Genomic DNA, 21271 nt, shown 5'->3' with positions numbered 1-21271 from the left:
CCGGTATTTTTTAAGATTTATTAGAAATTTTCTTCAGGTTCACAAAATCGAACTTCCGCAGTTTTTAAATGTCCAAAAAATAACGATGGTATAAATCCAAAATTTTCTTTGAATGTTCTCGAAAAATGAGCAGAGTCGGAAAAGCCCGCTTCATGTGCTGCTTCGGTGAGATTTTTTCCTGCTTTTAATTCTTTGACTGCTCGTAATATACGAACCCATAACAGATATCTTCGCAACGGAATTCCAAGATTTTCTTTGAACAACCGTATCAATCTATCTTCTGAAATTGAAAAATCTTTACCAATTTCTTTCATTCTAATGCTATTCGGAATTTCCAATCGAATTCTTTTTGCAATCTTTTCAATTCTTGGATCCATAGTAGAATTTAATTTTTCAAAAGGATAAACAGTTCGTAGCAAATTTAATTGAAGTTGAGTTGCTTCATTATCTTCTAGGTCGCCATAATACAATGACCAAAGTGAATGAATTAAAGGTAAAAATTTTTGCACCTCTAACCTTTTCACTTCACCAGATGCTACTGATTGAGAAATGGATCCATACTCATAAGTTTCTGGATCGATCAGGAGTGCCACCATTTCTACTCCAGGCGAAATCGTGCGATGATAGGTATTGGGTCCTACAAGTGCGACTCTATATTCTTCCTTACCTAAATTAGTTTCGATTGTAATATTTTTTTCTAAAGAGATTGCAAGTGTTGCTGCATAATGTGAATGAAAATCTGTCTGCATATCGTTAGTTGCAAACATAACTCGACTGTTCCATAAATAAAGTCGGCTATTAGTTTCAAACTCCATCTATGATCCTCATTCAGAAAAACAGATGGCTTGATTATTGTAATGAGTCAAGTCTTGTAAATCGAAATATGTATCTAAGAAACTAAGAGACAAAAATAAATCTTAGTCAAAATAGAAAATAATAACATCGAAGAAATAACAACTCGTCACTCATGGCTTGGTTAAGATTTTTTTTTTTGAACTTGTATTTTCTTTTTCGAAACTTTTTTGTTTACTTTTTCTAAATTTTCGTCCACTCGAAATTTTACAATTTTTTTGATCAAAGGATAAGGTATAGGTTCGTTTAAAGGAAATTGGATCGAACCTTTTCCAAATTTGTATTTTGAAATTTCCTTCTGAAAAGCCTGGTTTCCAGAAGGAAGGGCATAAAAACCTATATGTTTCGAAAATGCTGCAAAATGTAATAGGTTTCCATTTTGTACAAATGTAGGAATTGCATAACTAATGGTTTCAGTAGCGTTTGGTGCTTCCTTTTGGATTGTTTTACGTATCTTTTGAAGGACCAATTGCACTTCTTTTGGAAAGTTCTCAATATATTCATCAATTGACTTTGGAATCTTTGACTTCATAATTTGTTCCCTTACCTCTATTAAACCTTAGTTTGTTTCCAATTTCCTTTAGTAAACAACCAAAGAGTAAATACACCTACAGAAGATTCGGAAATCATGATGGACCAAAAAACTCCAGTAGAGCCGAATGAAAAATATTTTCCCAAAAGATAAGCTAAGGGAATCTGAATGATCCAGAAGAAAACAATATTGATTTTAGTTGGTGTAATCGTGTCCCCTGCTCCATTAAACGCTTGTCCTGCGGCCATCCACCAAGCATAGATAAAGTATGAGTAAGAAACAATTTGTAACCATTGTCCGCCAATTTTTATGACTTCTGGATCCTCTGTAAAAATAGAAATTAAATTTTCGCTCCAAAAATAATAGATGATGGAAACTAAAATTAAATAACCCATATTACAGAATCCAGTATACCAAACTGATTGTTCAGCTCGGTCCGGTTTTCCTGCACCTAGATTCTGACCAACTAACGTTGCAACGGCGTTAGACATACCCCAAGAAGGCATCATGGTAAACATCATAGTTCGAAGAGCAATGGTTGCTCCCGCAACCGTTTGACTACCAAACTCAGAAAGTATCCTCATGATAAAAATCCAGGAGGTCATTCCCACAATCATTTGCCCAATTCCACCGAGTGATGTTTTTAAAATTCCACGAATGGTATCCCATTCCATTTTTAGATGGGATCGGAGAATTTTGATATGTTTCCCACCTCTAAATAAAAGCCATAACTGAAAAAGGACTCCTATCCCACGTCCGATGTTAGTAGCCATGGCAGCTCCTGTAATTCCATAAGCAGGAATTGGTCCCCAGCCAAAGATAAAAATTGGATCTAGGATAATATTTAATCCGTTAGAGATCCACAAAACCCTCATAGAAATGGCAGCATCACCTGCCCCACGAAAAACTGCATTGATAAGAAAAAGGAGTACTATTACAATGTTACCACCTAACATCCACTGCATGTAGTGATAACCTTCATTTAACACCCACTCATCGCCACCCATCAGGGTAAGAAGTTCTTTCGAAAAGAATATGCCGGCAATCGCAAATGGAATGGATGCAAAAATAGCAATCCAAATGGATTGGATGGCAGCCACCCCAGCTTTATCTTTTTCTTTTTCACCGATACGTCTAGCGATAATGGCTGTTACAGAAAATGATAGTCCCATTGCAACAGAATACAAAAGGAATAAATAGGTTTCAGTAAGTCCTACTGTTGCTATCGCGGACGCACCTAAGGAACCTACAAAATAAATATCTACAACAGCAAATACCGATTCTAATACTAACTCCAATACCATTGGAACTGAAAGTAAAAAGACAGCCTTTCGAATACTAACTTCTGTATAGTCTTCTTCAGAACCAGCAAGAGCTTTTTTTAAATCTTCCCATAAACTAGCACTTGTCATTTTATTTCTCCAAATATTGGCTGAGTCTTGAAAGTGTTTGTTTTCCACCTTCTATTGCACCAATTCTTAACTTCGCATTTCGAACGTTTGTATCAAAAAAAGTCATTTGCATCTTTACTAATGTTTGGTTCTTATCGAGGGCAAGTAGATTTATGGTCACCAAAAAATCATCATTTTTATTTTTATCTCCGGACCCATGTTGGTATTCTATATATTCGTATTCTCTAATTTCTTTATATTCAATTGTATTTGGCCAAATAGTTCCATCAGGTCCATCCATAGTAAAAACCCATCTCCCCCCTACTTTAAAGTCCATGGTTTTTGTAGTTGTTTTAAAACCTGTTGGTCCCCACCAATTACTAATTGTTAGTGGATCAGAGAAGGCTTTAAAAACTATTTGTTGTGGATGGTTCAATTTTTTCTCTATAAAAATTTGGTTAGATTTTGGTAGTGCATTTTCTTCCAATTTTTCGAAACTTTGTGACCAACCTTCTTTCATACCTGAATTGGCAAAACCGTCTCGTATTTGGTTATTAGCAAATTCTGTAATAAGAACAACTTTTGTTTTTTCACCAACTTCCTCGAAGAGAACCCTTAATTTCGAGTTTAAGATTTCTCTATCACCTGTGATTCCCGCCATTTTCTGAACTTCCTTTACCCATTCGTCTGGATGTTCATCTACTAAATCACTAATCACAAAACTTTGAAAAGGTGTGATTTCTAAAAATTGTCCTTTAACAGGATAATCGACTCCATCAGGTGATCGCATAATGATTCGATATGATCCGCCAACTTTAAAATCAAATTCCACAGTGGGATTTGTAAATCCTTTTGGGCCCCACCACTTTCCAATATGTATAGGGTTTGTCCATACCTCCCAAACAAGTTGAATGGGAGCATCAAATAGTCTTTCAATACGAACGATTTTTTCTTCTAATGTAACAATTGGATCTGATTTAAACATTGTTAGTTTTTCCCTGTTGTTTTTGTAATTCTGTTAAATAAGCATCTAAACGATCGAATCGTTCTTCCCATAATTGTTTGTATTGTTCCAACCATTGGTTAGCTTCTTGTAATGCCTCAACCTTCAATCGACAGGGGCGAAACTGGGCTGTTTTGGTTTTTTCAATGAGTCCTGCTTTTTCTAATACTTTGAGGTGTTTGGAAATTCCAGGAAGGCTCATCTCGAAAGGTTCAGCCAACTGAAGGACTGTCGCCTCTCCTGAAACCAATTGCATCAATATCTTTCGCCGTGTAGGATCTGCCAATGCCTGAAACGTAGCATTGAGTTTTTCCTCAGGATCCTTCAATTTAACCATATAGCTAATTAACCTTTTGGTTAAATTGAAGGAAGTCTAGGATCTTGTCAAGGGGAAAAGGTAAGTGGTATGCAATGAAAGTTCGAATCGGCGAATATTAGTATCCCCGCCCGATTTGAGGGTGGGGAACTGAACCCGCCTCCCAATGCAGCCCTTCTACCATAATCCTTCGGTTTCAGAAATCCAAATCGCCAAAACTCAGAAAAAATATCTTAAAAGTTCATATTACTAAATTTTACAACTCATGTAAGAGTTCGTAATTTAGGTTTCTTTTGAAAAATGAGGTTGGTTTGTAAGAGGTGGAGCAAACATAGACATCCCAACCAACAGATTGTTAGGTGGAATATCCTGGAGAATTAATTTAGTAAGAACTTTGAGTTTATAATTATGTAGCTCTCCCAATCTTTGTGGCCTCAGGAACTTCCACGAGTCTCCCTGTTTTTACATCATAATAGTATCCATACACGGGAATGTCTTTGGGAATCAATGGATGGTTTCGAATTCTTTTTACATCATCGATCACACTTTGTTCTAAAATTTCGAAGGTTAAAAAAGGAATGTATTTCGCTTCTTCCGAACCTCCCGATTCTTCTAAATTGTGCCAACCGTTCGAATCAATTGTTGCCGTTTTTAAACTTTTAGAAAGAAGGTTACGTATGATAGGATCGGTGAAAAGTTGCATCCCACAATCGGAGTGGTGGATTACAAAAAATTCTTTGGTTCCTAGTAGTTTATAGGAAATCACAAGCGAACGAATAGCATCATCACTGGCTCGACCACCGGCGTTACGAATGACATGTGCATCCCCTTCTGCTAAACCTGCGTACTTAGCAGGATCAAGTCTTGCGTCCATACAGGTTAAGATGGTAAAACTTCTGGCGGGAGGAAGAGCCAACTCCCCTTTTTTTCCAAATTCCGATGCATACTTTTCGTTCGCACCAATGACTTCTTTATGGACTTGGCTGGTTTCTTGTTGGATGGGTGTGTTTGACATAGTAGACAAAAAATTCGCTATAACGAAGAAGACTAGAAAAGAATTTGGTTCGGTAGCATTTCGTTTCCGAATCCGATCACTGCCTTTGACAAATGGCAAAGATATTGGAGATTTTTATTTGAAGGAATTAACCCGTGCCAGGGATCTGGAGGGCTTGGTCACCTACCAGCGTTAGATGGTAGGTGACGGGAGCGAAGCGGACCCCGGAGGAGCCCGGTCATTGTTACGAAAACATTCTTAAACTAGTAAAATTTGAGGCACAAAAATAAATTTGTTACTTAAAATTTTGCTAACCATTGTTAGCTTGCTTTTGGATAATCAGTATACCCTTTTTCACCTGGAGTATAAAGAGTTGTTTGGTCAAAAGAAGCTAAAGGAATGTTTTTTTGGAACCTAGTGACAAGGTCTGGATTGGCAAGGAACGGTTTCCCAAAGGCAACAAGGTCGGCATTCCCTGAGGTTAAATCTTTTTCCGCACGGTCGACGTCATATCCACCACTCAGAATCAGAGTTCCTTTAAATGCGTTTCTGATATTTTTAACTGTTTCTGGTTCTACGGTTGGTGCACCCATTGAGGAATGGTCTACCAAATGAACATACACAATTCCAATTTCATTTAGTTTTTCAGCTAACAATGAATATTCATCATGTGTTTCGGGAAATGGAAACAGATCGTTGAATGCGCCATAGGGAGATAAACGAATAGCCGTTTTATCTTTGCCAATTGCTGTGCTAACTGCTTTCGCCACTTCTATAATAAATCGAATTCGGTTTTCGATAGATCCGCCATATTCATCCGTTCTTTGGTTTGAAGAAGGATGTAAAAACTGCTCCAACAAGTATCCGTTAGCTGCATGTAATTCAACACCATCAAACCCGGCTTTGATTGCGTTTTTGGATGCGTTTACAAATTCGTCGATGGTTTGTTTGAGTTCTTCTTTTGACATTTCCTTTGGTGTAGGATGGTCTTTCATTCCATCGGCATCTGTCCACATTTGTCCTTTGGCAAGGATTGCCGATGGTCCAAGGACTTTTGCACCTTTTGGTAAATTTAATTCATGTCCAATACGGCCGGTGTGCATCAGTTGAACAAAAATTTTACTTCCTTTTGCATGAACTTTGTCTGTTACTTTTTTCCAAGCTTTGGTTTGTTCTTCTGAAAAAATTCCAGGAATTCTCGCATAACCAAGACCATTCGGGGATGGCGAGGTTCCTTCGGTAATGATCAGTCCCGCTTCTGCTCTCTGTTCGTAATAAGTGGCAACGATATCACCTGGCACATTTCCTATGGAACGGGAACGGGTCATGGGGGCCATCACCACTTTATTTTTTAAGGTAAGATTTCCTAACTTCGCTTCTGAAAATAATGATTTCACAAGGTTCTCCAATTTAATTTACTGTTGAAGAATAGACTACAACATGAAATCATTTGATGTTATATTTATTTAATATTAAACTAATTTTTAAAAAAATCAAAAATCGATTCCGAGGATGGTCAAATCGTCCTGACGATCCTGACCATTTAGAAAATTTTGTAGTGTTTTTAGGAGGTGGTTCTCTACCGCAGCTAGGTTCAAGTTTCGGGTGGATTGGAAAAGGTGGTAAAGGGATTCTTCTCCAAATTCCTCCTCTTTTGCGTTAAAGGCCTCAAAAACGCCATCGGTAAATAAAAACAACCGATCCTTTGGTTCGAAGTAAAGTTCGGATGATTCATAATGGATCTGTTTTTTAAGCCCAATCATCCTACCGGTTTTCGATAACAATAACATTTGTTCCTTTTGCAAAAGAACCGCTGCGGGATGACCTGCGGATGCATATTGAATTTTTTTCTCCCGAAGATCAATGTCTATAATCAATGCGGTGAGAAGGCTATTCAATGAAACAAAGTTATCCATAAACTCTTCGTTAAAAATTTCCATTACCTTCGAAGGAGGTAATTCAAAAGTTTTGATATTATCGTATAAACCTTTGATCGCCATTGTGATCATCGCTGCTTGGACTCCGTGACCAGTGGCATCTGCAATGAGAATTCTATATTTGGATTCTTTTAAAAGTACTACGTCAAAAAAATCTCCACCCACTTCGGATACTGGAAGATAACGATATTCAAGATTTAACTCCGTGATGAGTTTGGAATCAATAATCAGAGAATTCTCTTGAATTTTTCTTGCCACAAAGAGATCCCTTTTCATTGCATTTAAGTTTCGGTTTAACTTATCTGTACGTTCCTTTACCTTTTCTTCCAAATCTAAATTAGATTTTTCTAAGTTCGATTTAACTTGTGCTTCGGCTGCTTCCTTCTCTTTGAGGATTGAATTGTATCTATCTGCTAAAGCAAAAGCCAATAAAATCATTTCCGCCGCAGATCCGTATTGTGGCCCATCGATGGTAAAAGAATTTGTGGGTATTAATCCTAAAGCTCGCATCGTGGAAACGATCAAAGCTAAGAACAAAAAAGAAAATGCTAAAAGGAAAAAATAAGCAATTCTTTCTTTTTTAAAAGAACATACGATACCAACTAATAAAATCCAAAAGGAAGTTAAGGTATGACTGAGAACAATGATTTTTACAAAGGATTCAAAAGATAAGATATAACAAATTGGTAATACAATTTGCAAAATAATAAATACCAAGCTGACTCGGTCCAATCTGGGAGTGAATTGTTTGGTATTTAGTAACTTTCGCATAAAAATTAAAAACAAAACCAAAACAATGGAGATAAAAAAATTCACGGAATATTGGTCCATCCAAGGGGAGTTTGGCCAAAAATATTCCGAAGATATTCCGTTATGCGAAGCGATTGTAAAAGCTGTACTGATTACTACTAAAACATATAAAAAATAATTAGAATCTTTAAGAATGAAAAATAAAAATAAATTAAAAAGAACCATGGCCAAAGCAATGCCAAAATACAAGGCTTGGATCACATGGTCATTGATCTCGTGCCTATCATACAAATCCCTATTCCATAGTTGAATCGGTATGTTTATAGAATTAGGTGATTCCACTTTTAGATACACCGTAGCTTCTGTTTTTTCTGGGAACAAAATGGGAAATACAAAAAAACGACTTTGGTAGGGACGTTTTGACATAGGAACTGAATATCCCGATTGTATCTTTTTCATTTCTTTGGAACTTTGAAAATATAAATCCAAAGTTTTTAATCTTGGATAAGAAATGACGAATGTTACTTCTTTGGCAGATAGGTCCGTATTTTCCAATGGGATTCGTAACCAATACGTAGATTTTGAATAGGAAAAGTTAAAAGCTTCCTTTGAGGAAGGAACTTTTATAAATTGATTTTCAAAGTTTGGTGTACGAATCGTATCAAAATCCAAACGATTAGAAGGATCTTCAAAAACTAACATCGATTGAGCGAGATAGATTGGCGATTGATCAATATTTTGAATGTTGATTCTTTCTACAATGACCTCTTCTGCATAAATTTTGGAATTCCCAAAAATTAAAATATGTCCAACTAGAAAAAGAATTGATCCAATATTTTTCCCATTCATCGAAAATCAATTTTCCGTAACAAATAAATCAATTTCAAACATTTGATTATGATCGGAGAAGACACAAATGCCATCAAAACTCACAGATATTCCTTTAGGCTCAGAAAGTATTTTTTGTGTGATGATTTCTCCTTTAGGGGATAATAATAAAAGTTCTGTTTGGTCTTTATCCGTATAGTCATCATGAAAGGAAAGAAGAACGACCGCGTGTTTTCCATCAAAAGTAAAAACAGAGAGCACTTCTGATTGGATTGGCTTTTCTAATAATACATTTCCCGAAAAATCGATCATATAGATACCAGAAAAATCATTTGTGATAATGATTCTATCTTCGGTTGTAATGGCCGGTGTTTTTGTAATTCCAAAAGAATGAGGGCCAAGTGTATCTGTGGTTGTGAAAGGGAAAGACTTTATGATTTCCAAATGGGAATTCAGAAGTAAGGATCCATCCAAAGAAAAGGATAAATAAATTCCTCCTGGAAATTCGACGGGTAAAGAAGCTAACTCCCTTACCAAAGAAATACCAAATTCGGTTGTATTTTTAAATGTTTTTTTCTCACCAGTATTTGCTGATTCCACGATGGCGTAATAATAGTAGAATTGAAACTGTGAATCGATAAAAACTGGGTGGTAAGGGGAAAGGTATTGAAAGATAATTTCACCAGAAACATTGATTCCCAAAATTCCTTTTAAGGTATGAAAAAGAATATTTCCTGATTCTGTTTGGAAGGCCCTTCCTGAAAAAAATTCACCTGCTGGCATTTTTATCGTTTGGGTCAATTTTCCCAATTTTAAATCATAAACTTGAATTTGGGATTGGTGTGGAAGATACAAAATATCATCTATTATCGTAAAACAAAAATTATGCGAAATTCTATTTTCAGAGATATCTCTTTCTTCTGTAGAAAGAATTTCAAAACATTTAAATGCAAGTTGGATGGATACAATCTGATTCCCAAATAAGTCATAAATACAAAGTGTATCTGGTCTATTTAGTTTTGGATAATATTCGGAACCTTTTTGGAAACCTTGGTAAGAACAAAGATATCCTGATTGGTAAAATAGAATCGGTATGGAAAGACCTTCTCGAAAGGGCCTACGAATCGAAATTTTCCAAAGAATTTTTTGATTGGTTAAGTCGTATGACTGCAAAAAGAAATTATCTTTTTTTGAAGTTATAAAAGCAAATTGGTCCTTAGTAATAAATTCAGAAACAATTACAATTTCTTCTTCCTCCAATGTGAAAAGTAAATTGGCTGCCGTTGGAAATCCATTTTTTTGGATTTTTTGAAATTCTTGGGGAAATTCTTTTTGAAACCATTGGAGAAGCCACCTTTTAACGTTAGCTGGTAAACTAGGATCTCTTTGGTAATATAAAGTTTTTAGTTCATCTGATTTCGAGTTTTTTAGAACCTCGAGGACTTCCTCAAAAAAATTGTAAGGGAATGCAGATTCCTTATTGGAAAGGATTCCCGAAATTGATGGATTGCGAATCAAATCAGAACGGTGATCATCAATTCGCTCGGCAGTCTGTTCATAAAACTCTGGATAGGTGGACCTTGGATCTCCTGTCCCTCGTGTTCGAATCCACCAAAGGCTCTGACAGTTTTTACATTCATAAATTTCAGTAAACGGATTTTGTGCATTTCCCACAATGTCATCTGTAGGAAATCTGTGAGTTTGCCTTTCGTCCTGCACAGGTTCTAATCGGGAAAAATGGGAAGATCCTTTCTGGCAAAATAAACAAGACATATAGTTTCAGGGAGTTTAGGTTTATCTAGGAGAACTACTTAAGTCAAGTCCGATTCTAATTGATCTAAATCAATCATTGCAATGACTAAGTTCTTGGCAGTTTTTTCGAAAAATGAATTTTAAGATTATTCTATGCCACTGAATCCAAAAACTTACGAATCCCTAGTGGCAGACCTAAAACGTTTAGAAGAAGAAAATCGAACGTTAAAACAAACTCGTGATGATATCGCAAATAAACAGTCAGATCTAATTCATACACTCCAATTCACACAGTTTTCTATTGATACTATATCAGAAGCGATCGTCTGGCTTGATGAAGATGGGAATTACGTTTTCGTAAATGAAGCCGCATGTAAAAATTATGGATACACAAAAGAAGAATTACTTTCTATGCAAATGTTCCAAGTCGATCCTTTATTTAGTACAGAACGATGGAAGGCACATTGGCAAGAAATTTTAGATCGAAAATCCTTCACAATAGAAACTATTAATAAAAGAAAGGATGGGACTCCTGTTCCCATCGAAGTAACCGTAAATTTAGTCGAATATGGAGGAAAACAATACAATTGTGCCATCATTAGAGACATTACTGAACAAAAATTATCAGAAGAAAAACTAAAACAATCTACTATTCGCTTAGCAGAACTCAATGATACGAAAGATAAATTTTTTTCCATCATCGCTCATGACTTAAGAGGACCCTTGGGAACTCAAAGAGAATTCACCAAAATTTTAAATGAAAAAGATTCAAAATTTTCAGATATGGAAAGGACTACATATTTAAAGATGTTGGAGGAATCTTCCGACTTAGTTTATTCTTTACTCGAAAATTTATTGGATTGGGCCAGATCTCAAACTGGAAATATTGTCTTTCAACCTACTTCCATTCCATTTTTCGATCTCATTCAACGAGTCATTAGTTTATTAAAACTTTCCGCTAACAAAAAAGATGTGACCATCATCAATCAAGTTCCAAAAGATAAAATGATTTTTGGTGATTTATTTATGATTGAAACTATATTGAGGAATTTAATTTCCAATGCTATCAAATATAGTAAAATTAAAACTGAAGTCATTGTTGGTGTTTTAGAATTTGATTCAATAAAAAGTTTAGAAGCCAAATTAGAATATAAAAAATTAAATTCAAATTTACCAACGGATTCTACTGTTTTCTTTGTAAAAGACTCAGGAATCGGAATGCAAAAAGAACAAGTAGAAAGTCTCTTTCGATTGGATAAAAAGTTTTCTACGAAAGGCACTGCAGAGGAATCGGGAACGGGACTTGGACTCATTCTATGTAAGGAATTTATTGATAAACACCAGGGAAACATTTGGGTGAAAAGTAAACCAGGAATCGGTTCTACTTTTTTTGTAGGATTAGGACAAAACGCAATTTCTTGACCAATATTTTTGACTTCATCAAAAGATTTTATTTTTTCTTTCGAATCAATTTTATATCATTCGTATATAAATTTATATGTTACGTTTTGGAAAAAAAATATTCATTTGTTTTGTCGTATTTGCTTTCCCCCTTTTTGCACAAAGCCAAACGAATGAACCAGAAACTAATCCAGATTTGCCAAAACAACCTGGATCTTCCTTACGTTCCAGACTCAAAGTATTGGAACTTGCGGGTGAATTTTTACAAACACCTTCGGAAGGTGGCCCTCAGTCTGTTTCTAGTATTTTAAATTCTGCACGTGTCGCAGCAAGTTTTGCAAATACCAATACAGCAAATAACTTAAACCCTCCAGGGATCATTACCGAAAGTGCAGAATCGAGACCGACTTCAACCGTATCACCAAGAATCAAATATTCACACCAATTCTCAGAGGATTTTTTTATAGGATTTGTTTATGCAAAAGGAGAACATTACAACGATACAAGGACAAGTTTTAGTACCAATGGACTTTATTTAAACGACCGGGTGCGGTCGGGTGTCAATGAAGTTGGTGTTAGAATTGGGGTAGGACCACTTAATTATTTAACCAGTACAAGCTCGAATGAATTCAGTTTTTCCTATTCAGAATTATCTTCCCGAGGACCATTCCAATCGTTTCAGTTAAAATTTCCTTATTTGAGGACGGGCGAACAATCTGTAACAGAAGGTTATGCCCTTTCTACAGGAACCGTCGAGTTCAAAACTAAAAATTATGGTATGAGTTTTGGATTTGTTGCGTCGTTAACCGATTGGCTCAACTTATACATGATAGGTGACCTAACAGTTTTTGCAGGACAACTTAAACTTGCCTCTTATGGAATTGAAACTTCATCTACAGGAACATTAAATGCAAACAAACAATTGGTTTTTAGTACACCTGTAAATAAAACAGACTTAACTATGTTTCAATCTAAGGAAGGATTATCTCGTGGACTAGGTGGTGCTTCTCTTACCTATGAAATCGGACTTGTTTGGAAGATTTTCGAGACCTTCGGTTTAAAGTATGGCGGTTTTTACCAAATATCTTCTTTTAGTATCTCGGAAGTGAGCGGATACAATTGGGGACCTGGCAAAACACCTGTCGAGCTTAGTTCCGTTCCCAACATCAATTCTTCCCAAAGTTCCAAAGAATTTGGTTCCTTTGGTGCGAATGTTTCTATTGTTAAAAACTTTTGAATCTTATCTGCTGTCTTATTAGTAACGATAGTATTCGTGAAATAGGACAATTAGATGAAACACAAATCAATATTATACGCGCAAAAACTCGATTTCCAATGGCCAACATCGGATCCATTTTTGTTTTGTGTTCACCACGAAGATTTTTATCCCAAAGGCAATGGAAAGTTTGGCCCAGATGCTTCTCTACAAGGAAGACAAATTGGCCAAGACTTTGCCGGCAAAGATGGATGGAGGATGTATCATGGGGAAACCATTCCTGGATTTCCTGGTCATCCACACCGCGGATTTGAAACAGTCACTGTAGTCCAAAGGGGTCTGATTGACCATGCTGATTCCCAAGGAGCTGCCGGCAGGTATGGAGATGGGGACGTACAATGGATGACAGCCGGTGCTGGGATCCAACATTCCGAAATGTTTCCTTTGGTGGATGAATCGGCAGAAAATACTTTGGAACTTTTTCAGATTTGGTTAAATCTTCCTGCTAAAAATAAATTTGTAGATCCACATTTCAAAATGTTTTGGAACGAAGACATTCCTGTTAAAGTTATCTCAGATACCGCTGGTAAAAAAGTAAAAATCAAAACGGTCGCAGGATCTTTGTTTGGCGAAAAACCACTAGACCCTCCACCAGATTCCTGGGCAGGAGATCCAAAAAACGAAGTAGGAATTTATATTTTAGATTTAGATCCAGAAGCCAGTTTTGTTCTTCCCGCAAGTTCAGAAGGTAACAATAGAAATCTATATTATTTCCGAGGGGAAGGACTTGTCATCGATGAGGTCTTAGTTCCCGGAAAACATATGTACAATCTAAAGTCTGATGTTTCTGCAGAATTAAAAAATGGATCGGAAGCGGCCCGTATTTTGATTTTAGAAGGAAAACCCATTGCCGAACCAGTGGTGCAATATGGACCTTTTGTGATGAACAAACAAGAAGAAATACAACAGGCGTTTGACGACTATCGCAAAACACAATTTGGTGGATGGCCTTGGGATTCTTACGATCCAGTCCATGTCGGCAAAGGTAGATTTGCCAGACATGCAGATGGCAAAGAAGAAATTCCCACTAAATCCTAATTCGAGTGGGAATTTCCGTTAAGAGTGAAAGGGAAAGTGAATTTTTAACGGTCTGTCAAACAACCAGTACTTGCATCTTTTACCATCTGGATGTACTTCCATAAATATCCAGTGGTGATCCTGTACGGTGGTTTTTTCCAGGCCGCTCTTCTTTTTTCCAATTCTTCTGGAGAAACCAAAACCTCTAGTTTGTTGGTGCGAGCATCAATGAGAATTTTATCCCCATCTTGGACAAAGGCGATTTCCCCTCCTTCCATTGCTTCTGGGGTGATATGGCCTACTACAAATCCATGACTTCCTCCAGAGAACCTTCCATCAGTGATAAGTGCCACGTTGTCACCAAGACCCGCTCCAATGATCGCAGAAGTGGGTTTTAACATCTCAGGCATTCCTGGTCCACCTTTGGGACCCACATAACGAATCACAACCACATGGCCTGGTTTTACCTTTCCATCGCGAATCCCAGCATTGGCTTCTACTTCCGAATCAAAACAGATGGCTTTGCCTTCAAACATCTCCCCTTCATGTCCTGTGATTTTTGCCACAGCCCCTTTTTTGGCAATATTGCCATAGAGAACTTGGATATGGCCCTCTTTTTTGATGGGGTTACTAACAGGTCGAAGTAAGTCCTGGTCACTCGGAAGATCAGGTAGTGCTTCTAAGTTTTCTGCAATGGTTTTTCCCGTAACCGTCAAACAAGAACCATCAAGTAAACCTTCGCGTAACATGAATTTCATGATGGCAGGAGTTCCCCCGATGGCATGCAGGTCTTCCATAAGATACTTTCCACTTGGTTTCATATCTGCGAGAAGCGGAGTGGTATCAGTGACTTTTTGAATTTGTTCCAAATCAAGTGGAATTCCCATTGTCCTTGCAATCGCAATCATATGTAAAGCAGCGTTAGTTGAACCACCAAGAATGGTGACTACACGAAGTGCATTTAAAATGGATTTAGGAGTGATGATATCAGAAGGTTTGATGTCCTTTTCTAAAAGATTGTACATATACTTTCCAATATTCATACACTCTTTCTTTTTCTCTTCACTGCGTGCAGGGGAAGAAGAACTATAAGGCAAACTCATTCCCATGACTTCAATGGCAGTTGCCATTGTGTTGGCAGTATACATTCCACCACAGGCGCCAGGCCCCGGGCAGGAATTTTTAATCACTTCTTTAAAATCATCTTCCGTGATTTTACCGTTAATTTTTTTTCCGTAAGCTTCAAAGGCTGAAACAATATTTAATTTTTCCCCTTTATAGTGACCACCGTTGATGGTTCCGCCATAGACCATGATGGATGGACGGTTGAGTCTTGCCATTGCCATAATGGCACCTGGCATATTTTTATCGCAACCAGCTGTAAAAAGCAGTCCGTCATAATAATGAGCACCGGCAATCGTTTCAATGGAGTCGGCTATGATCTCTCTGGATGGTAGGGAATAACGCATTCCGTCATTTCCATTGGTAATTCCATCGCTCACACCTATCGTATTAAATAATAAACCCACCATTTGTTTTGTATCTAAGATACTTTTCTTTTGTAAGGCAGATAGAGTAGTTAAGTGCATGTTACACGGATTTCCATCAAATCCCGTACTTCCAATTCCTATGAATGGTTTGTTCAAATCTTCATAAGGAACTCCCGATCCAATGATCATGGCTTGCGAAGCAGGAAGGGATTCATCTTGGGTAAGGGTGCGGCTGTATCGATTCAAAGACATAAAATTCAATTTCCTTTGGATTAAAGACAAAATGAAAGATGGCGAGGTTAAGGAAAGCGGATTTTGAATTTATGGTCGAGTGATTTCGACTAGGATATTATTTTCAAGATTTCCTTGTGTTAGGTCTTTTTCCCAATCCTTAAACTCTAAATTCAAACAGCTGTTAGCTCTATCACGATTTCCTTGGGGCAGAAACCCGTTGTTTGTGATGTTTTTTGCAGCTTTGGCGATTTTTCCGCGCACAGACTCTAACCATTGGATTTCAGAAAAGTTCGCTAATCTTTTTTCGTTCGATAGCTGGAATCCTTCTAACTCACAAGAATCCACCACGCGGAATGTATATTTTGATTTTATATTCTCTATCTCAGAGGCAGTGGTTGCTTTCAAAACCAGGATCCCTGATTGAAGGATGGATTCTAGGCAATCACTGGTCCTATTTTGAATGGTTCTCATTTCATTGAACATAACATTCAATTCATTTTGTGTGAGAACAAGTTGGTTGACTGAACAAACTCCCAATGGTCGCCTGCTGCAGAATTGATTGTTAGTAGGAAGTGTTGTATCTGTTTTAATACAATTTCCCGACTCCCTGACCAAATACAATGTAGTCAGAAACAAAGTTTGTTTGTTTTCCTCTTTTTTCTCTTTTTCGCTCCCACTTTCAAAACAAGAGGCAAAAAAAAGAACTAAATACAAACTCATTACGATTCTTTTCAAAATCTTACCTCGATACCGATATTCACAAGAGGAATGATCGCCATTTTTCCGTTAGGTGTTTGAGAGACAATATAAGGAGAATTGACAGTATCATAAGTAGGGGCCGGATTCTGATTCCTTTGGAAGTTTTTAGTATTATCAAAGTCAAAACCCGCTTGGTTCCTTCGCCCATAAAAATTCACAAATTCAATGTAAGTATTCACATATCCCCAGGAATAGTTTTCAATTCGATCAATTCGCAAATCAAACTGATGGAAAGGTAGAAATCGATCGCTGTTATAATTACTAGAATAATTTGGAAAATATAAATTCAAACCAAAAGTGGCAGCTTGGTTGGCTCGTGTAGCACTAGTTATGGGAGTATAAGGTGTTCCCGAAAAATACCGAAACCTGCCACCCACCATCCATTCTGGATTGAATTTATAACCAAATACAATATTCAAAATATGAGTTCTGTCCAAATCATAAAGTTGTTCTTTGTCATTATTATAAATCACTTCTACATTGTTATCATCGTAATAATTGATGTAGTTGGTTCCCAATTTGCTTTGTGCCAAAAGTGTTCTTGAATTATTGAGTAAAGTTCTATTTCTAGTTTCATCACTATTCAACCTGGATTGGTTATTGATTCGTTTGGTGATAGAGTTTGTGTAAGAAATCCATCCAAAAAGCCCTGACTGTTCTCTTGGATCTTTTGTTTTTTTGATAAAAATTTCTACACCTTCTGAATGTCCATAACCTGCATTGGAATAGTTGAGATTTTTGGGAGTGATCGGATTTGCAAGTACCTTTGCCGTTTCATTTACAAAAACCCTAACATCATTATTGAGAGCATAAGGATCCACAATATAGGCATCGGGAACAATGATGTTTTGAAAGATATTACGAAAACCTTCGATTTTAATTTGCCAATGGTTTGCTAATTCTTGGCTCACACCAATTGAATTGTGTTCGGCTCTTTCCATAAACAAATTAGGATTTCCTGACTTCGAAGATAGTGCTTCGATAGACACTGGGGCGTTATAATGAATTCCATGCCCTGCCATGATCCCTGTTTTTGTGGATTCAAAAAGATAACCGCCAGTAATCCTGGGAGCCAAATTGGTTTCGTTACTGCCTGAATAATTGTCAATTCGTGCACCTGGTGTTAGGCGAAAACCAGCATATTTAAAAGGAAGTTCTGCATAGGCAGATTTTTCCTTATACCGAATTCGGTCTCCATCAATCACAGATCGAAACGCTGCATTCGAGTTTAAAAGATCATTGAATATATCAAAAAATAAGCGGTTATAGGAAGAAATATTTTCTCCCTTAAGAGTTGTCTCTCGGAAGCGACCCTGCACTCCCGCTTCGAGTTTGAGATGTTCTTCCCAAAGTTCCCATTCGAAAGCATTATGCACATAAGTAATAGAATCAGTGGTTCTGTTCTGTAACCCAAAAATATTTTCTGCCGTCAGTGGATTAGTAAAACGAAGTTCAAAAAATTCATTAAAAGAGGTACGGGAATAAGATAAGGTATTTCGAAAGGATTTTCCTTTCCAAACATAACGAATCGCATCGGTTCGGAACATACGATCGAGTCCAGTAGGTGGTCTTGGGTCTCCTCCTCCCCGTTCTAAATCTGCTTGGGCCTTTGTATAAGCCTGGCGATCTCTTGTTCCAAAAGTTTGTACTGTTAATCTATGTTCGGAGTTAATATCCCAAATGAGTTTCCATTGGTAGTCTTGGTATTCAGCAAATTTAGCATCTTCAGGAATTCCCTGGGGATAGGCTTGGAGTAGAACTACGTTAGGATAATTTTTACGGCCAGAACTGATCATGGCAAGTCCTGGTAGGATTTTGGATTGGTTATAAACATCTGATAAAAACAAATTGGTATTGATGACAGTTTTATTTTCATCCACCCGATCTGTACCTTCAATGGCAATAATTCCTCCAGTCGCATAACCATATTTAGCCGGAAATGCACCTGAAAATACATCAAAAGACTTGATTAGGTTATTATTTAAAACAGAAGATTGATTTCCTAAATGAAAGGGATAAGGAAGAGGAAATCCATCAAAGTAATATTGATTTTGCCTTGTACCGCCTCCTCGCAAAGATAGGTCCCCTCTTTCGCTATTGCTATAAGGATTTCCAGTGAGTAAATTGGATCCAATGTTTGTAAATACAGATGGTAAAATCCCTACGGGGGCCCCAATCACAACACCAGGAACCGTTTGCAGTGCTTTCAAGGAATCACCGGAAACTCCCGGAAGACGTTTGATTTCCTCTTGGACCAGTCCATACCGAGAAAGCGGAGTTTTATCCCTCTCCCCACTCACCAAAATTCCTGCTAAGTTTGATTCGTATATAGTGACAAGGATTACTTGGCCTTTAAAACGGACTTCTCGAAATACTGATTCTGTTTTGTCAGCGGTCGAAATTTTGATTTCATAATATCCTGGTTCGGGAAATCGAAGTTTGGCGATTCCTTCCTCGTTTGATACCGCACTTGTTTTTCCTTTTTTTGAAATAACTAAAGCATTGTTTACTGGTTTTCCGGAATTGGATTTTACAATTTGAAATATAACTTCTATATTTCCTTCTGCATAACTGGGCAAAACCCAAACAAAAGTTAGAAGAAAGATTAATAATTGTAACCAATATTGTTTCATTTAGAATTAGGAATTAAACATTCTGCAATACGATAAAGTTCATCCAATGATCTTTTATCATCAAGCAAACGGTATCCTTGCAAAACCCCCTCATAAACAAAAAATAATTGTTTGGCGAGTAGTCGACAATCCACTTTAGAATTTAAGTGAACGTTCCCAACCGAATCTTCCAGATACTCTGCTAAACAATCGATAGTTCGATTGGCAATTTCTTCAATTTCTTTCCGAATTTCCAATTCATTTGCAGCAATTTGGGCTCGGAAATTTGCCATCCCACATCCATACAGTTGGGATTCCCTTGCTTCTCTCGAAAGAATTCGCACCCATGCTTTGATAAAATCCAATGGTTTTGGATTTCTTTTCATCAAGGATTTAAGCAATGTTAAATTTTCTTCCGAATAGATCCGAAGCACTTCCTTACCCAACATTTCTTTTGAGGAAAAGTGTTGGTAGAGGCTTGCTTTGACAGTTTTAGCCTCTTCCACAATTTGATTGAGTCCGGTTTCTGAGTATCCTTGTTTTAAAAATAAATTGCGGCTGACTTGGAGAAGTCGGACTCGGGTTGGTTCCTTTTTCATATCTCCTCCAAACTCCATAAATTCGGTATTCAGGCAAATAATATACCAACTGGTATGTATGAAAAGTTCTTGCCAATACATACCGACTGGTATGTATGTGTCCTAGGAGAATCCAAATGAACTCTGAAATGATATCCATTCACGAAACGGCTACTTCGGTCACAGAAGCATTAGATACTCGCCATAGTATCCGAGAATACCTGTCCCAACCGATTCCAGAAGAAATCCTCAAACGAATTTTTGAAAAGGCCTTACGCTCCCCCAGTTGGAAAAACTCCCAACCTTGGAAGGTTCATATTGTGAGTGGGGGAAAAAAAGACCTCTTAGCGGAAGCACTGACAAAAGCAGCACTTGAATCTACCCCACGTCCTGAAACTAGTTGGCCAGAATCTTATCCAAGCGACGCTAAAAAACGAATGTTTGATTTAGGTATGAAAATCTATGGAGTAGCAGGAATAGATAGAAAAGACAAAGAAGCGAGAGATAAGTTTATGCTTCGAAACTTTGAATTCTTCGGGGCACCGACGGCTGTCTTTATCACCTCCAAATTCGATCTAAACTTTTTTGTTGGAATTGATTTAGGATGTTTTCTCCAATCGGTTTTGCTCTTAGCAAGAGAAGAAGGTTTAGGCACATGCCCCCAAGCAGCCCTTGGTGCCTTTCCCGATGTGGTAAGAAATGCTCTTACATTACCCCAAGAGGAAAAAGTGATTTTGGGACTAAGCATTGGGTATCCGAATCCAGATTCAGAACTTAACAGGTTCCATACACCGAGGGAATCGGCCGAAGATTTAATTCATTTCTATTGAAAAAGGATTTCTGATTCTTAAAATTTAGTATATGCTGATCTAACTAAAAAATTCAAAACAGCAGGTCAGTATGTATTCTAAAACTTTCTGGAATGAACGTTATGCGAGCGAAGAATATGTTTATGGAAAAGATCCAAATGAGTTTTTACGTACTCGTTTACCAAATTTAAAAAAAGGAAGAATCCTTTTTCCATGTGAAGGAGAAGGACGAAATGCTGTTTTTGCTGCTGGCCTTGGTTGGGATGTATTTGCCTTTGATCAGTCAGAATCTGGAAAAGAAAAAGCAACGGCTCTTGCTAAAGAAAAAAATGTAAGTTTTCATTATGAAATTTCAGATGCTTTGAATTATCCTTATGCACCCGACCAAATGGATATGGTTGCTTTGATCTACTGTCATTTTCCTAAATCCATTCGCACTACCATTCATAGGAATTGTGTTCGCACATTAAAACCTGGTGGCATTTTGTTATTGGAAGCGTTTTCTCCCGACCAGTTAAAATATACATCAGGTGGTCCGAAAGATCCTGATATGCTCTACCATTTAAAAGATTTGCGGATGGATTTTTCGGAAATGAGTGTTGAATATGAAGAGGCTTTGGAAATTGAACTGAATGAAAGTCCGTTCCATAGAGGAAAAGCCGCCATTGTAAGATTGGTTTTACGAAAAATTTAAGTAAGTTTTTTCTTTTAAGTTTGGAAATTCATGATTCTCTTTTTCC

At 37.2% G+C, this 21271-nt stretch carries 18 protein-coding genes; 5 read left to right on the top strand and 13 right to left on the bottom strand.

Translation table 11 applies throughout. The features are described from left to right. Positions 1-20 precede the first annotated feature (20 nt). From EHR07_RS12105 to EHR07_RS12065, 9 genes are all read right to left on the bottom strand, one after another. Positions 21-767 carry a helix-turn-helix transcriptional regulator gene (locus EHR07_RS12105; protein ID WP_135745312.1) on the bottom strand — a complete coding sequence of 249 codons (747 nt, stop codon included), beginning with the start codon at positions 765-767 and terminating at the stop codon, positions 21-23. Positions 768-976: 209 nt separating this feature from the next. After that, complete coding sequence (locus EHR07_RS12100) at positions 977-1384, bottom strand: iron chaperone (RefSeq protein ID WP_135745311.1); 408 nt, start codon at positions 1382-1384, stop codon at positions 977-979. A gap of 20 nt (positions 1385-1404) precedes the next feature. Then, positions 1405-2796 carry an MATE family efflux transporter gene (locus EHR07_RS12095; RefSeq protein WP_135745310.1) on the bottom strand — a complete coding sequence of 464 codons (1392 nt, stop codon included), beginning with the start codon at positions 2794-2796 and terminating at the stop codon, positions 1405-1407. A 1-nt stretch (position 2797) separates the two neighbouring features. Then, positions 2798-3760, bottom strand: coding sequence for an SRPBCC family protein (locus EHR07_RS12090; protein WP_135745309.1), 963 nt, complete (start codon positions 3758-3760; stop codon positions 2798-2800). Beyond that, the gene (locus EHR07_RS12085) at positions 3753-4115 is read right to left on the bottom strand and encodes an ArsR/SmtB family transcription factor (protein ID WP_135745308.1); all 363 of its coding nucleotides are present in this window, start codon (positions 4113-4115) and stop codon (positions 3753-3755) included. Before EHR07_RS12085 ends, EHR07_RS12090 begins: the two co-directional genes overlap by 8 nt. A 385-nt stretch (positions 4116-4500) precedes the next feature. Further along, positions 4501-5109, bottom strand: coding sequence for a beta-class carbonic anhydrase (locus EHR07_RS12080; RefSeq protein ID WP_135745307.1), 609 nt, complete (start codon positions 5107-5109; stop codon positions 4501-4503). A gap of 299 nt (positions 5110-5408) precedes the next feature. Then, positions 5409-6485, bottom strand: coding sequence for an alkene reductase (locus EHR07_RS12075; RefSeq protein ID WP_135745306.1), 1077 nt, complete (start codon positions 6483-6485; stop codon positions 5409-5411). Positions 6486-6581: 96 nt separating this feature from the next. Next, complete coding sequence (locus tag EHR07_RS12070) at positions 6582-8624, bottom strand: 7TM diverse intracellular signaling domain-containing protein (protein WP_135745305.1); 2043 nt, start codon at positions 8622-8624, stop codon at positions 6582-6584. A 6-nt stretch (positions 8625-8630) separates the two neighbouring features. Then, entirely contained in the window at positions 8631-10376 is a 1746-nt protein-coding gene (locus EHR07_RS12065) for a hypothetical protein (RefSeq protein WP_135745304.1), read from the bottom strand. Between the two features lie 132 nt (positions 10377-10508). Here EHR07_RS12065 and EHR07_RS12060 point away from each other — a divergent pair, with 132 nt between their 5' ends. From EHR07_RS12060 to EHR07_RS12050, 3 genes are all read left to right on the top strand, one after another. Further along, entirely contained in the window at positions 10509-11777 is a 1269-nt protein-coding gene (locus EHR07_RS12060) for a PAS domain-containing sensor histidine kinase (RefSeq protein ID WP_135745303.1), read from the top strand. A gap of 76 nt (positions 11778-11853) precedes the next feature. Then, a complete protein-coding gene (locus EHR07_RS12055) occupies positions 11854-12993 on the top strand; it encodes a hypothetical protein (protein WP_135745302.1) in 1140 nt (379 codons plus the stop codon). A gap of 54 nt (positions 12994-13047) precedes the next feature. Next, positions 13048-14070: a pirin family protein gene (locus EHR07_RS12050; protein ID WP_135745301.1), complete on the top strand. Its 1023-nt coding sequence runs from the start codon at positions 13048-13050 to the stop codon at positions 14068-14070. 44 nt (positions 14071-14114) lie between these two features. Here EHR07_RS12050 and ilvD read toward each other — a convergent pair whose 3' ends face one another. The 4 genes from ilvD to EHR07_RS12030 all read right to left on the bottom strand — a co-directional run bounded on the left by ilvD (position 14115) and on the right by EHR07_RS12030 (position 19743). Then, complete coding sequence (ilvD, locus tag EHR07_RS12045) at positions 14115-15791, bottom strand: dihydroxy-acid dehydratase (RefSeq protein WP_135745300.1); 1677 nt, start codon at positions 15789-15791, stop codon at positions 14115-14117. 69 nt (positions 15792-15860) lie between these two features. Continuing rightward, positions 15861-16508, bottom strand: a complete 648-nt coding sequence (locus tag EHR07_RS12040; protein ID WP_135745299.1) for a hypothetical protein — start codon at positions 16506-16508, stop codon at positions 15861-15863. After that, positions 16505-19165: a TonB-dependent receptor plug domain-containing protein gene (locus tag EHR07_RS12035; protein ID WP_135745298.1), complete on the bottom strand. Its 2661-nt coding sequence runs from the start codon at positions 19163-19165 to the stop codon at positions 16505-16507. Before EHR07_RS12035 ends, EHR07_RS12040 begins: the two co-directional genes overlap by 4 nt. After that, positions 19162-19743 (bottom strand): TetR/AcrR family transcriptional regulator, encoded by a 582-nt coding sequence (locus EHR07_RS12030; RefSeq protein ID WP_135745297.1) that lies wholly within the window; start codon positions 19741-19743, stop codon positions 19162-19164. Before EHR07_RS12030 ends, EHR07_RS12035 begins: the two co-directional genes overlap by 4 nt. Positions 19744-19859: 116 nt before the next feature. Here EHR07_RS12030 and EHR07_RS12025 point away from each other — a divergent pair, with 116 nt between their 5' ends. After that, a complete protein-coding gene (locus EHR07_RS12025; RefSeq protein WP_135745296.1) occupies positions 19860-20552 on the top strand; it encodes a nitroreductase in 693 nt (230 codons plus the stop codon). Between the two features lie 70 nt (positions 20553-20622). Further along, positions 20623-21225 carry a class I SAM-dependent methyltransferase gene (locus EHR07_RS12020; RefSeq protein WP_135745295.1) on the top strand — a complete coding sequence of 201 codons (603 nt, stop codon included), beginning with the start codon at positions 20623-20625 and terminating at the stop codon, positions 21223-21225. Positions 21226-21271 lie beyond the last annotated feature (46 nt).

Origin of the sequence: Leptospira bandrabouensis, from assembly GCF_004770905.1 — a bacterium.
Taxonomy (GTDB): Bacteria; Spirochaetota; Leptospiria; order Leptospirales; family Leptospiraceae; genus Leptospira_A; species Leptospira_A bandrabouensis.
The sequence above is the reverse complement of the archived record's forward strand: the minus strand, read 5'-3'. Positions and strand labels throughout refer to the sequence as shown.

Excerpts from the sequence above, each read along its gene's own strand:
- EHR07_RS12030 (WP_135745297.1), bottom strand. The coding sequence starts at position 19,743 with ATGAAAAAGGAACCAACCCGAGTCCGACTTCTCCAAGTCAGCCGCAAT.
- EHR07_RS12055 (WP_135745302.1), top strand. The coding sequence starts at position 11,854 with ATGTTACGTTTTGGAAAAAAAATATTCATTTGTTTTGTCGTATTTGCT.
- EHR07_RS12100 (WP_135745311.1), bottom strand. The coding sequence starts at position 1,384 with ATGAAGTCAAAGATTCCAAAGTCAATTGATGAATATATTGAGAACTTT.
- EHR07_RS12020 (WP_135745295.1), top strand. The coding sequence starts at position 20,623 with ATGTATTCTAAAACTTTCTGGAATGAACGTTATGCGAGCGAAGAATAT.
- EHR07_RS12050 (WP_135745301.1), top strand. The coding sequence starts at position 13,048 with ATGAAACACAAATCAATATTATACGCGCAAAAACTCGATTTCCAATGG.
- ilvD (WP_135745300.1), bottom strand. The coding sequence starts at position 15,791 with ATGTCTTTGAATCGATACAGCCGCACCCTTACCCAAGATGAATCCCTT.
- EHR07_RS12095 (WP_135745310.1), bottom strand. The coding sequence starts at position 2,796 with ATGACAAGTGCTAGTTTATGGGAAGATTTAAAAAAAGCTCTTGCTGGT.
- EHR07_RS12025 (WP_135745296.1), top strand. The coding sequence starts at position 19,860 with ATGAACTCTGAAATGATATCCATTCACGAAACGGCTACTTCGGTCACA.
- EHR07_RS12090 (WP_135745309.1), bottom strand. The coding sequence starts at position 3,760 with ATGTTTAAATCAGATCCAATTGTTACATTAGAAGAAAAAATCGTTCGT.
- EHR07_RS12060 (WP_135745303.1), top strand. The coding sequence starts at position 10,509 with ATGCCACTGAATCCAAAAACTTACGAATCCCTAGTGGCAGACCTAAAA.
- EHR07_RS12035 (WP_135745298.1), bottom strand. The coding sequence starts at position 19,165 with ATGAAACAATATTGGTTACAATTATTAATCTTTCTTCTAACTTTTGTT.
- EHR07_RS12105 (WP_135745312.1), bottom strand. The coding sequence starts at position 767 with ATGTTTGCAACTAACGATATGCAGACAGATTTTCATTCACATTATGCA.
- EHR07_RS12085 (WP_135745308.1), bottom strand. The coding sequence starts at position 4,115 with ATGGTTAAATTGAAGGATCCTGAGGAAAAACTCAATGCTACGTTTCAG.
- EHR07_RS12070 (WP_135745305.1), bottom strand. The coding sequence starts at position 8,624 with ATGAATGGGAAAAATATTGGATCAATTCTTTTTCTAGTTGGACATATT.
- EHR07_RS12065 (WP_135745304.1), bottom strand. The coding sequence starts at position 10,376 with ATGTCTTGTTTATTTTGCCAGAAAGGATCTTCCCATTTTTCCCGATTA.
- EHR07_RS12080 (WP_135745307.1), bottom strand. The coding sequence starts at position 5,109 with ATGTCAAACACACCCATCCAACAAGAAACCAGCCAAGTCCATAAAGAA.